Origin of the sequence: Acetobacter papayae, from assembly GCF_047721125.1 — a bacterium.
GTDB lineage: Bacteria > Pseudomonadota > Alphaproteobacteria > Acetobacterales > Acetobacteraceae > Acetobacter > Acetobacter papayae.
Genome location: NZ_JBDNWF010000011.1, coordinates 21,262 through 38,608, shown reverse-complemented (window position 1 = coordinate 38,608; position 17,347 = coordinate 21,262). Strand labels below are relative to the sequence as shown.

15 protein-coding genes and 1 tRNA gene are annotated in these 17,347 nt (G+C 59.7%); 3 read left to right on the top strand and 13 right to left on the bottom strand.

Features of this window, described 5'->3' with window-relative positions; translation table 11 throughout:
- Positions 1-15: 15 nt before the first annotated feature.
- From ABF757_RS05430 to ABF757_RS05400, 7 genes are all read right to left on the bottom strand, one after another.
- Positions 16-303, bottom strand: a complete 288-nt coding sequence (locus ABF757_RS05430; RefSeq protein ID WP_025860057.1) for an HU family DNA-binding protein — start codon at positions 301-303, stop codon at positions 16-18.
- Positions 304-441: 138 nt separating this feature from the next.
- The gene (gene lon / locus ABF757_RS05425; protein ID WP_415481258.1) at positions 442-2,943 is read right to left on the bottom strand and encodes an endopeptidase La; all 2,502 of its coding nucleotides are present in this window, start codon (positions 2,941-2,943) and stop codon (positions 442-444) included.
- A gap of 199 nt (positions 2,944-3,142) precedes the next feature.
- Positions 3,143-4,408, bottom strand: a complete 1,266-nt coding sequence (gene clpX / locus ABF757_RS05420; RefSeq protein ID WP_025860055.1) for an ATP-dependent Clp protease ATP-binding subunit ClpX — start codon at positions 4,406-4,408, stop codon at positions 3,143-3,145.
- Between the two features lie 120 nt (positions 4,409-4,528).
- A complete protein-coding gene (locus ABF757_RS05415) occupies positions 4,529-5,191 on the bottom strand; it encodes an ATP-dependent Clp protease proteolytic subunit (protein ID WP_025860054.1) in 663 nt (220 codons plus the stop codon).
- A gap of 172 nt (positions 5,192-5,363) precedes the next feature.
- Positions 5,364-6,698 (bottom strand): trigger factor, encoded by a 1,335-nt coding sequence (gene tig / locus ABF757_RS05410; protein ID WP_415481257.1) that lies wholly within the window; start codon positions 6,696-6,698, stop codon positions 5,364-5,366.
- Between the two features lie 94 nt (positions 6,699-6,792).
- Positions 6,793-6,877 (bottom strand) — tRNA-Leu (locus ABF757_RS05405).
- Positions 6,878-6,967: 90 nt separating this feature from the next.
- Complete coding sequence (locus tag ABF757_RS05400; RefSeq protein ID WP_415481256.1) at positions 6,968-8,425, bottom strand: NAD(P)H-hydrate dehydratase; 1,458 nt, start codon at positions 8,423-8,425, stop codon at positions 6,968-6,970.
- Between the two features lie 183 nt (positions 8,426-8,608).
- Here ABF757_RS05400 and ABF757_RS05395 point away from each other — a divergent pair, with 183 nt between their 5' ends.
- From ABF757_RS05395 to ABF757_RS05385, 3 genes are all read left to right on the top strand, one after another.
- Positions 8,609-9,064 (top strand): hypothetical protein, encoded by a 456-nt coding sequence (locus tag ABF757_RS05395; protein ID WP_415481255.1) that lies wholly within the window; start codon positions 8,609-8,611, stop codon positions 9,062-9,064.
- 259 nt (positions 9,065-9,323) lie between these two features.
- Positions 9,324-11,375, top strand: a complete 2,052-nt coding sequence (locus tag ABF757_RS05390; protein ID WP_415481254.1) for a DEAD/DEAH box helicase — start codon at positions 9,324-9,326, stop codon at positions 11,373-11,375.
- Between the two features lie 41 nt (positions 11,376-11,416).
- Positions 11,417-12,745, top strand: coding sequence for a class I SAM-dependent RNA methyltransferase (locus tag ABF757_RS05385; protein ID WP_415481253.1), 1,329 nt, complete (start codon positions 11,417-11,419; stop codon positions 12,743-12,745).
- Here ABF757_RS05385 and ABF757_RS05380 read toward each other — a convergent pair.
- The 6 genes from ABF757_RS05380 to sufC are packed head-to-tail and all read right to left on the bottom strand — an operon-like array spanning position 12,699 to position 17,339.
- Positions 12,699-13,067, bottom strand: coding sequence for a HesB/IscA family protein (locus ABF757_RS05380; RefSeq protein ID WP_025860047.1), 369 nt, complete (start codon positions 13,065-13,067; stop codon positions 12,699-12,701). The two genes, ABF757_RS05385 and ABF757_RS05380, sit on opposite strands and share 47 nt — an antisense overlap.
- Before the next feature lie 26 nt (positions 13,068-13,093).
- A complete protein-coding gene (locus tag ABF757_RS05375; RefSeq protein ID WP_415481252.1) occupies positions 13,094-13,570 on the bottom strand; it encodes an SUF system Fe-S cluster assembly protein in 477 nt (158 codons plus the stop codon).
- Positions 13,557-14,042, bottom strand: coding sequence for an iron-sulfur cluster assembly scaffold protein (locus ABF757_RS05370; protein WP_051542837.1), 486 nt, complete (start codon positions 14,040-14,042; stop codon positions 13,557-13,559). Before ABF757_RS05370 ends, ABF757_RS05375 begins: the two co-directional genes overlap by 14 nt.
- Positions 14,039-15,295, bottom strand: a complete 1,257-nt coding sequence (locus ABF757_RS05365; RefSeq protein WP_415481251.1) for an aminotransferase class V-fold PLP-dependent enzyme — start codon at positions 15,293-15,295, stop codon at positions 14,039-14,041. The genes ABF757_RS05370 and ABF757_RS05365 overlap by 4 nt, the downstream gene beginning before the upstream one ends.
- On the bottom strand, positions 15,292-16,566 hold the full coding sequence (sufD, locus tag ABF757_RS05360) for a Fe-S cluster assembly protein SufD (RefSeq protein ID WP_415481288.1): 1,275 nt from the start codon (positions 16,564-16,566) through the stop codon (positions 15,292-15,294). The genes ABF757_RS05365 and sufD overlap by 4 nt, the downstream gene beginning before the upstream one ends.
- A gap of 2 nt (positions 16,567-16,568) precedes the next feature.
- Positions 16,569-17,339, bottom strand: a complete 771-nt coding sequence (sufC, locus tag ABF757_RS05355) for a Fe-S cluster assembly ATPase SufC (RefSeq protein ID WP_415481250.1) — start codon at positions 17,337-17,339, stop codon at positions 16,569-16,571.
- Between the last annotated feature and the right edge of the window lie 8 nt (positions 17,340-17,347).

The following is a 17,347-nucleotide window of genomic DNA, read 5'->3' as shown; positions in this document are numbered from 1 at the left end:
AAACACTGTCAGACTTTAGTTGCTGACGGCGTCCTTCAGAGCCTTGCCGGGCTTGAAGCGCACAGAGGTGGAAGCCGGAATATCGATTTCCTCACCCGTGCGCGGGTTACGGCCCTTAGCCGCCTTACGCGTGGCAGTTACGAACGTACCAAAGCCGACCAGACGCACTTCCTGCTTTTTGGCAAGGGCCTTCTCGATGGCACCGAATACGGCGTCGACCACTTCTCCGGCCTTTGCCTTGGGCAGATCAACTGCCTCAGCCACGGCTGAGACCAGTTCCTGCTTGTTGAGCGGCTTCTCCATGTTACGCCTTTCGCTTTCTTTATTTTCTGGCGCGGCAGGCCATGTTACCCGGCCTGCCCGCTACCTGCCGCACTATGCAGCCGTTTTTTCCTACGTCAACCGAGCAATCGTAACTTTGCTCTCTGTTGCGCATTTTGCTTAGTGCGGCAGCACCCTTGCCGCCGCCGCATCACCCCCTGCGGGCACAAGATCGGCCACTTCATCCCACACAATAGGCTGGGGCTGGCGTGTCAGCGCACGGGCCAGAACCTCATCCACATGCGAAACAGGCACGATCTCCAGCCCGTCTTTCACATTATCAGGAATTTCAACGAGATCTTTCTCGTTCTCCTTGGGAATGAAAACCGTGCGAATGCCTGAGCGCAGAGCCGCCAGAAGCTTTTCCTTGAGCCCACCAATAGCCAGCACCCGGCCCCTGAGCGTGATTTCGCCTGTCATGGCCACGTCGCGCCGCACCGGAATACCTGTAAGCACGCTCACCAGCGAAGTGACCATAGCCACCCCGGCCGAAGGACCATCTTTAGGAGTCGCGCCTTCGGGCACATGCACATGGAAACTGCGCTTTTCAAACATGGTAGGGACGATTCCGAAGCTCGTCGCCCGACTCCGCACAAAGGAGTAAGCCGCCGAAATGCTCTCCTTCATCACGTCGCCCAGCTTGCCCGTTTCCACCACGCCACCCTTGCCGGGCACCATGACGCTTTCAATGGTCAGGATTTCCCCGCCCACTTCTGTCCAGGCCAGCCCTGTCACCACGCCCACCATGTCTTCGGCTTCGGTCTCGCCGTAACGGAAGCGGCGCACGCCCGCGTAGGTTTCGAGATTCTCCGGCGTAACCGTAACGCTCTCGGCCTTGCCGGTCACAATCTCCTTGACCGCCTTACGCGCCAGCCGTGCCAGCTCACGCTCAAGGCTACGGACACCTGCCTCCCGCGTGTAATAGCGAATCACGTCACGCAGCGCGTCATCGGTAATGGACCACTCACCCGCCTTCAGGTTATGCGCTTCAATCTGCTTTGAAATCAGGTGCTTACGCGCAATCTGAAGCTTTTCATCCTCGGTGTAACCGGACAGACGGATGATCTCCATGCGGTCCAGCAGCGGCTGGGGCATATCGAGACTATTCGCCGTGGTAACGAACATCACATCAGACAGATCATAATCCACTTCCAGATAATGATCCGCGAATGTCGCGTTCTGTTCCGGGTCCAGCACTTCCAGCAGGGCAGAAGCCGGGTCACCACGCCAGTCGGCTCCGAGCTTGTCGATCTCATCAAGCAGGAACAGCGGGTTGGAAACCTTCGCCTTTTTCATACCCTGAATGATCTTGCCCGGCATGGAGCCGATGTAAGTGCGCCTGTGACCACGGATTTCAGCCTCGTCACGCACACCCCCCAGAGACATGCGGACATAGTGACGCCCCGTTGCCTTGGCGATGGACCGCGCCAGAGAAGTCTTACCCACGCCGGGCGGCCCCACAAGGCACAGAATCGGCCCCTTAAGTTTCTGCGAACGGCTCTGCACCGCCAGATACTCAAGAATACGCTCCTTGACCTTCTCCAGACCGTAGTGGTCGGTATCGAGAATCGTCTCGGCTTCATGCAGATCGTGACGAACCTTGGTACGCTTCTTCCACGGAATACTGACAATCCAGTCGAGATAATTGCGCACCACCGTGGATTCGGCTGACATGGCGCTCATGCCACGCAGCTTTTTCAGCTCGCTAACGGCTTTCTCACGCGCTTCACGCGGCAGACGCGCCTTGGCGATTTTTTCTTCGATTTCGGCGGTTTCGTCGCGCCCGTCTTCACCCTCGCCCAGTTCCTTCTGAATGGCCTTGAGCTGCTCGTTCAGATAGTACTCGCGCTGGGTCTTTTCCATCTGCCGTTTGACGCGGTTGCGGATTTTTTTCTCCACCTGCAACACGTCAATCTCGGCTTCGATATGACCGAAAATTTTCTCGAGCTGGGCCGTAACCGTCGGCAGTTCAAGAATTTCCTGCTTTTCCGCGATCTTGAGATTCAGGTGGCTGGTAACAGTATCCGCCAGCTTGGACAGATCGCTGATCTGGTTGAGCGAAACCAGCACCTCGGGCGCGATCTTTTTGTTGAGCTTCATATACTGCTCAAACTGCGACACGATCGAGCGGCCAAGCGCCTCAGCCTCGGCCCCTTCGGCCGGCTGCTCGGGCATGTCTTCCACGTCGGCCTCAAAATACCCCTGCTTGTCATGCATGGCTTTCACCCGCACGCGCTTAACGCCTTCCATCAGCACCTTCACAGTACCATCAGGCAGCTTGAGCAGTTGCAGAATGGTGGAGAGCGTCCCGACCGTATAGATATCGTCTACACCCGGATCATCCTGAGCTGCGTCCCGCTGGGCTACCAGCAGAATGTGATGATCGTCCCGCGTGACGGATTCGAGCGCCTTGACCGATTTTTCCCGCCCAACGAATAGCGGCACGATCATGTGAGGAAACACGACAATATCCCGCAGCGGCAACACGGCTACATGCGTGGTTTCCACCTTGCGCGCACCGGCTTTTTTCCCTGACTGAGACCGCACCACCTCGGTAGCGGGTGTCTCAGAGGCAACGGCCTTACGACGACGACGTGTGACGGGTTTTTCGTTTTCAGACATTCTCAAGACCTCCTGACAAGGACGATCGAACTCCTTACGCCCGCCAGGCGGCACGCCAGAAGCCTGTCCGCCCCTTCCGCCTACGGAAAAGGGCTCTGTTCTCTTGTATGTTGCAACGCCATAACCCCGGCGCAATAGGGGGCCAGAAGAAAACCGTGCCAGCTCAGATGTCTGGCACGGTTACCGGACCGTGACCTTTTCAGGCCGACTGCTCCGTTGGCAGTTCTTTTTTCTGTCCATAAACATAGACAGGGCTGGTTTTGGCGTCCGCCACCTCGCGGTTGACGACCACCTCTTCCACATTATCCAGACCCGGCAGGTCGAACATGGTGGACATGAGAATGCTTTCCATAATGGAACGCAGCCCACGCGCACCGGTCTTACGCACGATTGCACGGTCGGCAATGGCCTTGAGTGCATCATCCGTAAAGGTAAGCTGTACGTCTTCCATCTGGAACAGACGCTGATACTGCTTGACCAAAGCATTTTTGGGCTCGGTCAGGATCTTGATCAGAGCTGCTTCGTCCAGATCGCCCAGCGTTGCGAGAACCGGCAGACGCCCGATAAATTCAGGGATAAGCCCGAATTTCATCAGATCTTCAGGTTCCACATCATGCAGGATTTCACCTGTACGACGCTCATCGGGTGAGCGGACATCCGCCCCGAAGCCGATGCTGGTGCCCTTACCACGCGCGGAAATAATCTTGTCCAGCCCGGCGAACGCCCCACCGCAGATAAACAGCATGTTGGTGGTATCCACCTGCAGGAATTCCTGCTGCGGATGCTTGCGCCCACCCTGCGGCGGCACAGATGCAACCGTGCCTTCCATCAGTTTGAGCAGCGCCTGCTGCACACCTTCACCACTGACATCGCGGGTAATGGAGGGATTGTCCGATTTCTTCGAAATCTTGTCGATTTCATCGATATAGACAATACCGCGCTGCGCCCGCTCCACATTGTAGTCAGAAGCCTGCAGCAGTTTGAGGATGATGTTTTCAACATCCTCACCCACATAACCGGCTTCGGTCAGGGTGGTGGCGTCGGCCATGGTAAAGGGCACATCAAGGATACGGGCCAGTGTCTGGGCCAGTAGCGTCTTGCCCGAACCCGTCGGGCCGACCAGAAGGATGTTGGACTTGGCGATTTCAACTTCGCCAGCCTTGGCCACCTGTGTCAGACGCTTGTAGTGGTTATGCACTGCAACGGACAGAACCTTCTTGGCCTGCATCTGCCCGATGACATAATCATCCAGCACCTTGCAGATTTCGCGCGGTGTGGGCACGCCCTCGCGCGATTTGACCAAGGATGTCTTGTTCTCTTCACGGATGATATCCATGCAGAGTTCCACGCATTCATCACAGATGAACACGGTCGGGCCGGCAATCAGCTTCCGCACCTCGTGCTGCGATTTGCCGCAGAACGAGCAATACAGCGTGTTTTTGGAATCACCGGACTTCGCGTTCATCGGTCTCCTCCCTCGATCATCCAGGGTTCCACATTACCGGGAACCGCGTTCCGGTCTTTTTCCGCCCAAAAGTCAGCGGAACACTCCCTTAATGTAACAGGAAGTTCAAAGTATACCAGATCAGGGATGATCTTTATCCTTCTTGTCCGCCTGTGTTGCACTATGGCGGGTGATGACTTCATCAACAATCCCGAAAGACTGCGCTTCTTCTGCTGACATATAGGTGTCGCGCTCGAGCTTCTGCTCGATTTCCTCAAGCGTCCGGCCAGTATGCTCACGATAGATCTCGTTCAGGCGCTGGCGGATGATAAGGATCTCGCGGGCCTGAATTTCAATATCGCTGGCCTGTCCCTGCGCCCCACCCGAAGGCTGATGCACCATGACACGCGCATTGGGCAGGGCAAAACGCCGCCCTTTCTCACCACCAGCCAGCAGGAGCGAGCCCATGGAAGCCGCCTGACCGATACACACGGTGCTAACGGGGCTGCGGATGTACTGCATGGTGTCGTAAATAGCCAGACCGGCTGACACCACCCCACCGGGGCTGTTGATATAGAAAGAGATTTCCTTGGTCGGGTTAACGCTTTCCAGATACAGGAGCTGCGCTGAAATCAGCGATGACACCTGATCGTAAACCGGACCGGTCAAAAAGATGATGCGTTCCTGCAGCAGACGGGAATAGATATCGAAAGCCCGCTCGCCCCTGGAGGTCTGCTCGACCACCATCGGAACCAGTGCGTTGCTGAAAATCTCAACGGGATCACGATCCCTCATGCCACTCATTCCCGTATAAAAAACTGAAACGTCCCTTACCCACCGCCTCCTTTGGAGACGACCGGTTACAGGCTCATTCCTTCAAGATAGAGATAAAGTGGCAAGATGCCACCCCGGAAAAGAAAAACAGGCTCAAAAAGAATGTCCCGCCAGTTCACACTGGCGGGACAGAGCCGTTTTCTCAGATATCCGCTGCCGGAATATCAGAAAGCTCGTCCGGGGTGACTTCTTTATCCGTCACCGTGGCGAGTTCGATCAGGTAGTCGACCACCTTGTTTTCGAAGATCGGCCCCCGCAGGCCTTCAGCGGCCTGCGGGTTCTTCTGGAAGAACTCGAAAACCTGCTGTTCCTGACCCTGATAGCGCATAGCCTCAGCCCGCACGGCACGACCCAGCTCTTCCGAGCTAACGGTGATACCGTTCTTGCGGCCGATTTCAGCCAGCAGCAGACCAAGCTTCACGCGGCGTTCGGCAATCTTGCGATAGTCCGCACGCAGGGTGTCTTCGTCTTTTTCCTTGTCTTCGTCGTCGAGCTGACCGGCATTGCGGTCAGATTCAACGCGCGCCCAGATCTGCTGGAACTCGCTTTCCACCATACCGGCGGGCGCTTCGAAGTCGGCCTTGCCAGCCAGTGCGTCCAGCAGGTCGCGCTTGATGCGCAGGCGCGTAAGCTGGTCATACTCGCCGCTGATCTGCTTGCGGATCAGGTCTTTGAGCTGATCGAGGGTTTCAAAACCGATCGACTTGGCCAGATCATCGTTGATTTCGGCATCAACAGCTTTTTTGAGCTGCTTCGCCTTGATGTCGAAGGTCGCTTCCTGACCGGCCAGTTCAGCCGCGCCGTAATCGGCGGGGAACGTCACGGTGATGATCTTTTCTTCACCGGGCTTCATGCCTTCGATCTGCTCGGCAAAACCGGGGATAAAGCCTTCACCACCGATTTCGACGTTCACGTCTTCAGCCGTGCCACCGTCAAACGGCACGCCGTCGCGCTTGCCAACGAAGTCAATGGCGACAACGTCACCCTTGGCGGCAGGGCGGACTTCTTCGATCACTTCGAAGTTGCGGCCGCGCTGGGCAATATCGGCCAGAGCCTTGTCCACTGCTTCATCGCTGACAGTCGCCTTGAGGCGCGTCAGGGCCAGACCGGAGAGATCAGGCACTGCGATTTCGGGCAGGATTTCGCTCTCGACCTTGAATTCCAGATCCTTGCCGTCGTCTTCCTGACCGGAGACCAGATCAACCTGCGGCTGACCAGCAGGGCGCAGGCCACGCTCGTCAAAAACAGCACGGATGGAATCGGACACGGCCTGTTCGATCACTTCGCCCCACACGGCGGCACCATAACGCTGGCGCGCCAGAGACACAGGCACCTTGCCCGGACGGAAACCCGGCAGGTTCAGGTTAGCGGCCACTTCCTTGAGGCGCGCATCGCGCTTGCCTTCAAGTTCTACAGCCGGAACTGTCACGGTGAAACCACGCTTCAGCCCTTCGGAAAGGGTCTCGGTTACCTGCATCGGCCAGGCCTTCCTCTTGGTACATATAGACTTCGGACATCCCGCAGCATCAGCCATGGGCTACCACGGAACGGGACGGGAGTAAGAAACCATGTGGTACGGGCGGAGGGACTTGAACCCCCACGACTTGCGCCACCAGAACCTAAATCTGGCGTGTCTACCAATTCCACCACGCCCGCGCATTACTCGCCGTCGCAAGATGCGTGCGTTTAGCCCAAAGCGGACCAGACGGCAAGAGAGCGCCGCCACCCAACGCGACCAATAATCCCTTATATCACACCCTGTTCACGCGCAGACAATCCCTGACGCCGCTCCGCTTCCGCCCGGGCAGCCCCAAGATGCCGATCCAGCGCCTCCGCCACAGGCCACGGCCCGGCACGCAGCCCGGCCTCTCCATGCAGCCAGACTCCGGCGCAGGCCGCCTCCCATGCAGGCATACCCGCCGCCAGCATGGCGGCAATTACCCCGGAAAGGGTATCGCCCGAACCCGCCGTGCCCAGAGCAGGCGTTGCATGCACATTAATAGCCAGCCGCCCATCGGGTGCGGCAATTAGAGTGGAGGCGCCCTTGAGCACCACAACCGCCCCGGTCTGCCGTGCGGCCTGCCGCACCCGTGCGGGCGGATCATCCCCTATCGCACCAAAAACACGCGCGAACTCTCCAGCATGGGGCGTTATGACCGCAACACCCCTGAGCGCATCCGGTCGCCCGGAGGCGGCACTCAGGGCACCGGCATCCGCCAGCACACACCGTCCGGCCTCGACAAGTTGCGGCAGCGTAAGACCCACTTCCGCCTCCGTCAGCCCCGGCCCACAAACCCAAACATGCCGCCGCGCATCGTCCAACAGCACCGCCAACGGCGCGTCATCCACAATCAGGCCCGGCTCCCCCAGCCGGAAAGCCGCAGCATTCTCCCCCGCTGCCAGACGCACCAGCCCCGCACCCGCGGCCCGCGCACCCGAAGCGCAGAGTCGAGCCGCCCCCGGCATGGCTTCACCCGCGCAGAGACTGACAACGCCACGTGTATATTTATGGCTCTCAGGCGTGAGTTCGGGCACACGCCACAACCCCGGCGCATTCAGCCATGCCTGCGGGGGCTGGGCTTCCAGCGCCTCCGACGGCATGCCGATATCCGCAAGCACAATGCGCCCCATTTTCTCCCGCACCGGGTAGAGCAGATGCGCAGGCTTATAACGACAGAAGGTAACTGTAAGTTCAGCCGATGGTGCATAGCCGCGCACCTGCCCGGTGCCGCCATCCACTCCCGAAGGCACGTCCACGGCCACAACGCGCCCTGCGGCCCGCAGCACATCGGCCACCGCTGGGGCAACGTCACGCGCAAGCCCCGCGCCGAACACCGCATCGACCACCACATCCACCCGGGCGGATTCCTCCGCCACAAATGGCACCCGCGGCCCTGTAAAGCGCCCCGCCACATCGGCGGCAGCGCTCCCTGCCTTGGGCTCTGTCAGGGCTGCCACGGCCACAGGCCAGCCCGCTTCAAGCAGATAACGGGCGGCGGCATATCCATCCCCCCCATTATTGCCCGGCCCACAGAGCACCAGCACGCGCGCGGGTCGCATGGCCGCACGCATGGCGCGGGCCACGGCACGCCCTGCATTCTCCATAAGGGTCACAACAGGCACATGCTGCTGCGCCAGCCTGTCCACCGCACCCATTTCAGCCGGTGTGTAAACACCCAGTTCACGCAGGGGAAAAGACAGCATGGCAGACCTCCCTCACAAACCGGGCCACGGACCCGCAATGGAACATACCCCTTGCACCCGGGCGCCTGGCTTGGCAAATCAGGCCCGATACAGCGGCGTGATGCCCCTAATAGTGGCTTGTTCACCCTGCGGCATCACCCTCGCCCCCGGCCTTTCTGCCAGCCACGTTCTCGCGGAGTCCTCATGCCTCATCCCCCCCTCTGGAGCCTGGTGCTCACGCTTCATATCATCAGCATTGCGCTGTGGGTCGGCGGCACCTTTTATGCCACCACGATTCTGCGCCCGAGCCTCGGCCTGCTGGATGCCACACAGCGCAATTCCATCATGCTGCAAACGCTCGCGCGTTTTTTCAAAGGGCTGACGCACGCCATTCCGACAACGCTGGTTTCGGGCTGGCTGCTGATCCTGCATGAAGGCGGCTTTGCCAACGTGCCATGGACGGTCAACGCCATGCAGGCCTTTGGTCTGATCATGGCTGGGCTGTTCGCCCGCCTTTATTTCGGCCCCTATCAGAAAGTGCGCCGCGCCATCCGCCCGCAGGCCAGTGCCTTCGACTCGATCCGCACGCAAATGCTTGCAATCATGGCGCTGGGTTTTCTGGCGATCCTGTCTGCCTGCCTCGGCCATCCCTTTATGTGAAAAAAATCTGTCTTTCCGCCCAAAAACTTGATTTCGGGCGGAAAGACCTTTATCCGGGCTAGCACCTGACAGGCTGCGAAACCGGCTCGGCTGCCCTAATTGATCTGGCGACGGCAAACCATACGGCAGGCCCGCTCAGTCAGGGGTAAAACCGACCGACCTTTGTTCCGAGAGCATATTGACAGCTAAAACGCCCGCACGCACCCGCAAGACATCCCCTTCCCGGAGCCGGAAGGCTGCCTCCACGGACGCGCCTGCCGTGGTGGAAACAGTTGACGCACCGCCCCCAGCGGCAGCCGCCAAGGAAGCGAAGCCCGCAAAAGCAGCGCCTTCGAGCAGGACAAAAACCCGTGCGAAAGCTGTAGCGCCCGCCAAAGCGGATACAGCCGTGCCTGAACTGTCAGCCCCTGTTGCCGATGACGCCAGCCCGAAAACCGCTGGCAAAACGACACCCAAAGCCGCGCCGCGCCGCCGCAAGGTCAGTGCTGCCCAGACGGCCAAGGCTGAAAACCCCGCAGAGCTGACGGAAACGGTTCAGGAAGAACTGGCTGCACCGCCTGCACCCAAAGCGAAGCGCGCTACCCGTAGCGCTGCCACCGCAGGCAAAACCACCACCAGCACCCCGCGCAAAAAAACCACACGGGCCAAAAAGACCGAAGAAAGCGCTCCTGTCGCAGTTGAGCTTCTGCCCGAGTCCACTCAGGCTCCGGCTGCAACCGAGGCCAGCGCGCCGGAACCTGAAAACCCGGTAGCGCCCTCTCCTGCTCCCGCCGCAGGTGAGGAAAAAATTACCTTTGCTGATCTGGGGCTTTCAGAACCACTCCTGCGTGCCGTAACCGAGATGGGATACGTGCACCCCACGCCCATTCAGGCGCAGGCCATTCCTGCCGTGCTGATGGCGCGCGATGTCCTCGGCGTGGCCCAGACAGGCACCGGCAAGACAGCCTCCTTCACGCTGCCTATGCTCGAAATCCTGAGCGATTCCCGTGCGCGGGCCCGTATGCCCCGCTCGCTGATTCTGGAACCCACCCGCGAGCTTGCTCTTCAGGTTGCAGAAAATTTCGTCAATTACGGCAAGCACCTCAAGCTCAACCATGCCCTGCTGATCGGCGGCGAAAGCATGGCCGAGCAAAAGGAAGTGCTCAACCGTGGGGTTGATGTGCTTATCGCAACGCCCGGCCGCCTGCTGGACCTGTTTGCACGCGGCGGGCTGCTGCTGAGCCACACCAAAATTCTGGTGATTGACGAAGCCGACCGCATGTTGGACATGGGCTTCATTCCCGACATTGAAAAAATTGTCGGCCTGCTGCCGCCCATGCGTCAGACCCTGTTCTTTTCCGCGACCATGGCACCCGCCATCCGCAAGCTGGCGGATGCGTTCCTGCACTCCCCCAAGGAAATCACGGTTGCACGGCCTTCCTCTGTGGCAACCACCATCACCACCGGCCTGCTGGTGGTGGATGAACATGACAAGCGCCGGACACTGCGCCTGCTGCTGCGTGACCCCAAGCTCCAGAACGCCATCGTTTTCTGCAACCGCAAGCGCGATGTGGATGTTCTGACCAAGTCGCTCATCAAGCACGGGTTTTCCGCAGGCGCATTGCATGGGGACCTGCCGCAATCCGTCCGGTTTTCCACACTGGAACGCTTCAAGAGCGGTGATCTGAAAGTGCTCGTCTGCTCCGATGTGGCCGCACGCGGGATCGACATCGGCGGCCTGTCGCATGTGTTCAATTTCGACCTGCCGTTCCATGCTGAAGACTATGTTCACCGCATTGGCCGTACCGGGCGTGCCGGGCGTGAAGGCCATGCCTATAGTCTGGCCTGCCCTTATGACCGGACACTGGCCGAAGCGATTGAGGAACTGACCAAAAAACCCATTCCGCGTATGACCGTAGACGGCGTGACGCAGCTTGAATGGGCCGAAGGCAAGCGCCCCGCAGGCGAGCGTGACCGCGGCCGCAAGGATAAAGACAAGGACAGGCACCGCGAAAAGGACAAGCCGCGGGACAAGGAAAAGAACCGGGAAAAAGAGCGTGACCGCCCGCGCAATGCCCGGCCCGAATCCGCCCCGGATACACGCCCTGAACCGCAGGAACGCCCCCGGCATGACAGCAAGCCGCATGGCAAGCAGGCACGCCACCAGCGCGATGAAATTGCTCCCGTTCCCGGCGGCGAGACAATCGGGTTTGGTGACCTTCAGCCCGCATTCATGCAGCTTCCCCGCCGCTCGTCCGTGCGCCCCAACACACCGGGTATTGCGGCACCAGAGGCGGATACGGCACAGACACCCTCCCGCTCCGACGCCTGATTAAACTGGCACGGACACAAATACCGGAAGAGATCGGAGCGATGGGGGAGACTCGGGCAGATAAAACCGCGCCTGCACGGCAGGAAGTGGCAAAGGTTCTGTATCTGGCAGGCTTGGGAGATGGCGCTATCTCCCTGCCTGATGGGCAGGTGGCCCATGTAGCCGGCACCCTGCCGGGCGAGACCGTCCGTATTGAAGAAACCCGTAAAGGCACATGGCAGCTTGATGCTGTCATTGAAGCGGCCCCCGAACGGGTGACGCCCCCCTGCTCTCTGGCCGAATCCTGTGGTGGCTGCGCCCTGCAGCATGTGAGGCTGGATACTCTGCTGGACTGGAAGGTTCAGCGCGTTACCCGTGCGTTGCAGAGTGCAGGTTTTGAGACGGTGCCGGAGGCTTCAACCTTTCAGGTTACTCCCCATAGCCGCCGCAGGGCTGATCTGGCTGTCAAACGCGGCGCGGCTTCCATGCTTATCGGGTTGCATGGGCGGGGCACAAAAAACATTGTGGATATGACCACCTGCCTGGTGCTCGACCCGCATATTCTGGCACTGCTGCCAGCATTCAGAAACGTCCTGCACAGCATACAGGCGATCCGGCGCGAAGCCAGCCTGCACATCAATCTGCTGGATAGCGGGCCAGATATCCTGCTGATAACCGATGCCCCGCTCACTGCGGCTGACCGTATCCGTCTGGCGCAAATGGCCGAAGAATGTGCCATTCCACGCATAAGCTGGGCTTCAGCCTCAAACCCGGAAGCTACGGAAACCGCGACACAACGCGCGCCCGTAACCCAGACCATTGCAGGCCACAGTGTCTCGCCCCCTCCGGGCGGGTTCCTGCAGGCAAGCGCTGCCAGCGAGCAGGCCATTCAAAACGCGGTTATGGCGACTCTGCCAGAAAAAATGATTCGCCGTGCAAACGTGGTGGAACTGTATGCCGGGTGCGGCACCCTCACCTTCGCGCTGGCGCAACGCTGTCAGGTAAGCGCCTATGAAGGCTTCGGCCCGGCTTGGAGCGCGCTGAAAGCCGCCATAGGCAAAGCGCGCATTACCGCGCACCATAGAGATCTGAACCGTCAGCCGGTCATGGCCAAGGAACTGGCGCAAGCTACGGCTGTTGTGCTGGACCCACCCCATGCCGGGGCCAAAAACCAGATGGATCAGATTGTCCGGGGTCTGCCTGCGCAGGTTGTTTATGTCAGTTGCAACCCGGCAGCTCTGTCCAAGGACACTGCACTTCTGGCTCAAGCAGGCTACCGGCTGCATTCCGTCTCAGTGGTTGACCAGTTCCTGTGGTCAGCCGAGACGGAAACCGTGTGCGATTTCAGACGTGAAAGCTCTCGCCGCAGCCGCAGCGGCCCTTCTCGTTAGGGTTACTGAAAACAAACCCGGATTCGAGATCGCCCTCGCGATAATCCATCTGTGAGCCGATCAGGAACAGTGTTGCCTTCCGGTCCACCAGAACGGTCACGTCATGGCTGTTCACCACTTCATCACCATCACCGGGCTGGCTGACAAAGCTCATGTCATAAGCCTGACCAGAGCAGCCGCGTGTAGAGACCGAAACGCGCAGCAACTGCCCCTCATGCGCCGTAGCATACAGATGCTGCAACCGGGTTGCCGCGGCATCTGTCAGGCTGATCAGGGGCGGCAGGCTCCGTACCGCAGGCTTTGTGCTGGAAACTTGGGCCATTTTTCCCTCCCTCACTTCTTTGGTGTTCAGAACATGTTCAGGGCCAGCCGAGCCTCGTCGCTCATGCGCGACATATCCCATGGCGGGTCCCAAACGACATCCACATCGGCCGAGGTAACACCCGGCACCCGCTCGACTTCTTCCTTTACCTGAGCGGGCAGTTCCTGCGCGCTGGGGCAATTGGGAGCCGTCAGGGTCATATCCACGTGCACGCGGCCATCATCATACAGATCGATCGCGTAAATCAGACCAAGCTCATAGATGTTCACCGGAATTTCCGGATCATGTACCTTGGCTATGGCCTCGATCACGGCATCTTCTGAAACCGCGCCCGAATGCTGGGCGACAGCACTCTCGGTCGCCTCACCTTCCGGGTGCCAGCTTTCCACCCGTGCCTTCGGTTCACCCGCGGCATCGTTATCCTCAAGCACATCCTTGCGGATCTGCTCCTCATGCTGTGGTTCGGTCTGACCCGAAACCTGTATGTCGTCAGACACGGACATGAGCTAATGCCTCCTTAAGCGCGACCCATGGCAATTCTACACAACGTATCCGCGCCTTGTGAAAACGTACTGCCGTCAGGGGTTCCATAACCCCCAGCGATGGCATGCCTTCCAGCGGGTCGTTTCTCTGTTCTTCTGCACCCTGCACAATGGTTTGTGCCGGAGCATCCTGGGCAACCAGCATGGCGGAAAAACGGGCACCCACTGCGCGGGCCTCTTCCACACTGCAACCGCTCAGCCGCTCGGCCAGCATATCCGCTGCCGCCGTGCATAAGGCGCATCCACGCGTGCGATGCCTGATCTGACTGATATGGTGCCCCTGCAGGGCAATATCCAGCCGTGTCCTGTCACCACACAGGGGGTTACGCCCTTCTCCCTGCAAGTCCGGCTCGGGCAGGTCCCCGGCGTGAAGCGGGTTGCGCGCCCGCTCCACAATCTGCCGGTCATACAGATCCTGCGCCAAACTGTTCACACAAAGAAATCCCTGATCCGCACCAGTGTTTCGGCCAGAGCATCGATATCGTTGGTATCGGTATAAACACCAAAGCTGGCGCGGGTCGTGGCATGCAGGCCAAGCCTGCGCATAAGTGGTTCCGCACAGTGCTGGCCCGCACGTACCGCAATCCCGTTGCGGTCCAACAGGGTGGCGATGTCATGCGGGTGCACATCGGCCATGGTAAAGGAAATCACCCCACCACGCTGTTTGGGTGCCCCCACGACACGCAGCCCCGGCACCGTGGCCAGTTTTTCGAGCGCATAGGCTGTGAGTGCCTGTTCATGCGCTTCAATCGCGTCGAACCCAATGGATTCAACCCAGCGGATAGCCGCCCCAAGACCGAGGGTTTCCACAATGGCAGGCGTTCCCGCTTCGAACTTGTGAGGCGTATTAGCCCATGTCGATTTTTCAAACGTGACAGAGGAGATCATATCCCCCCCGCCCATGAAAGGCGGCATGTCATCAAGCAGCGCCCGACGCCCCCACAAAACGCCAATTCCGGTCGGGCCATACAGCTTGTGGCCGGTGAATGTGTAAAAATCAGCCCCCAGAGCCTGCACATCGGTTTTATGGTGCACGGCGGCCTGACTGCCATCAAACAGCACAAGAGCCCCTGCGGCATGCGCCATATCGGCAATCTGGCGTGCGGGAGTAATGGTACCCAGCACATTGGACATGTGGGTAATAGCCACCAGCGCCACCTTGCCGTCATCCAGCAGGCGGCCATAGGCTTCCATGTCCAGATCACCTGCATCCGTAATGGGGGCAACCCTGAGTTCCACACCCGAGCGATCGCGCAGCATCTGCCAGGGGATCAGGTTGGCGTGGTGCTCCATTTCCGAAATCAGCACGGCCTGACCCGGCTTCATCAGAGTGCCGAGCGAATGCGCGACAAGATTGATGGCTTCTGTGCTGTTGCGGGTGAAAATGATTTCTTCATGCGAAGACGCATTCAGGAAAGCCGCAACCTGCCCACGCACCGCCTCATAGGCATCGCTAGTGCGTTCGCTCATCCAGTATACGCCACGATGGATGTTGGCATACTGGTGGCGCATGGTGTCCGCCATGGCGTCGATCACCACAGTGGGCTTCTGTGCCGACGCGCCGCTATCCAGAAAGACGAACGGACGGCCATGTACCGTTTCGGACAGGATGGGAAACTGCGCACGCACCGCCTGTACGTCCAGCCCACCTGTGGGAGCTGTTTTCAGGGTCTTGTCGGTATTCATGCGCTCTCTCCTGCAGCACCCTTGCGGGTCAGCATGGCCCGGCACAGTGCTTGTGCCCCGGCGTGAGAAATCAGGCCCAGCGTTTCGTCCAGAAAGGCCTCGATCAGAATCTGCCGCGCCTGAGCCTCAGGCACACCCCGGCTGCGCAGGTAGAATAGCTGCTCATCATCCAGCGCACCAACCGTAGCCCCATGGCTGCACCGCACGTCGTCGGCATAGATTTCAAGCTCAGGCTTGGCATCTATTTCCGCATCGGGCGAAAGCAGCAACGCCTGATTCATCTGGTAGCCATCGGTTTTCTGGGCGATCTGCTCAACCAGCACCTTGCCCTGAAAAACACCCCGGGCATGGCCGTCCAGCACATTGCGCACGGTCTGGCGGGAAATACAGTCGGGCGCGGCATGGGTAATGACACTGGTCATGTCCCCCACCTGTGAGCCGCCAAGCCGCTGCACACCGTTAACATGCACCGCCGCGCGCGAGGCCCCAAGCCGAGCATGCACTTCATGCCGCAGCAAAAGCCCATCCACACCAAGGGCGAAGCTGTCATAAACACCTTCGCTGGCGACATCGGCATAAACGGTGCCAAGGCCTGCCGCCTCTGCCCCTTCAAGCTGAAGGGTTACATGCTCAAGAGCCGCACCGCTGCCAACGCTGATATCCGTAACCGGGTTATGGAAATACGCGCCCTGCCCCGCCTGCACGCAAATCAGTTCCAGACGGGCGTCAGATGCCAGGGTGACAGCGTGACGGGGGTGGAAGGAAAACGCACTGCCCTGCACCCCAAGGCCGATGGACAGGAGCACAAGCGCTCCACCGTCTACGCCGGCCTCGACCTGTATCTGTGCGCCGTCTTCAGCCAGAGCCGTATTCAGCGCCACCAGCGGATCACGATCAGGGGCGGCAGTCGTGCCGAACCGGGGCGTATCGGCAAAAAAAGTAACCGTAACGGCTTTGGGCAGCACGCTCAGTTCCGGCGCGTGACGACCATTGACAAACACCAGCCGAGGCAGGCTGGCCAAGCTATCCTGCGCCGACAGCACATCATCCAGCACGGCGCGGGCCGCTTTTGCGTCATAAAGAGCCGCAGGCGCGGAAAGGCTGGTCTGCCCCAAAGCACGCAGAGCCGTGTATTTCCACGCTTCCACCCGGCGGGTCGGCAGGCCCGCGCGCTGCAAGGCCGCTACGGCCTGCTGACGCTCGGCACCGGTAATGCCCTCAAGCCGCGAAGTGAACAGGTTCAGAGGGCCGCTCCTGTCCGGGCTGATCATATTCACGCCGCCTCCGACAGGAACTTGGCGTAACCTTCCTGATCGATCTGGCGGGCCAGTTCTGGGCCACCAGACAGAATGATGCGGCCCTTGGCCATGACGTGGATACGATCAGGCACCAGATAGTCGAGCAGTTTCTGATGGTGGGTGATCACCAGCGCCGAGAACGTAGGCGCACGCAGGCGATTGACGCCTTCAGCCACAACCCGCAGCGCATCGACATCCAGACCGCTATCGGTTTCGTCCAGAATGGCAAAGCTGGGCTGGAGCAGGGTCATCTGCAACACTTCGTTGCGCTTTTTTTCCCCGCCGGAAAAACCGACATTGACGTTCCGCTTGAGCATGTCCGGCGCCATGGAGAGGGTCTTTGCGGCCTCGCGCGCCAGCTTGAGAAACGCCACCGCGTCCAGCTCTTCCTGACCTCGTGCGCGGCGTACGGCGTTAACAGCCGTGCGCAGGAAGTTGGCGTTATTGACACCCGGCAGTTCCACCGGCGACTGGAAAGCAAGGAACAGACCTGCCGCCGCACGTTCTTCCGGTTCCATGGCCAGCAGGTCCTGCCCCTGAAACTGCACGCTACCAGAGGTGACTTCGTAATCATCACGCCCGGCCAGAACATAGGACAGGGTGGACTTGCCCGAGCCGTTCGGCCCCATGATGACATGCACCTCGCCGGGGGGGATGCTCAGATCCACACCACGCAGAATCTGCTTTTCCTGTCCGTCAGCGTCGATTCTGGCGTTCAGGCCGGAAATTTCCAAAAACTGGCTCATATGCAGGG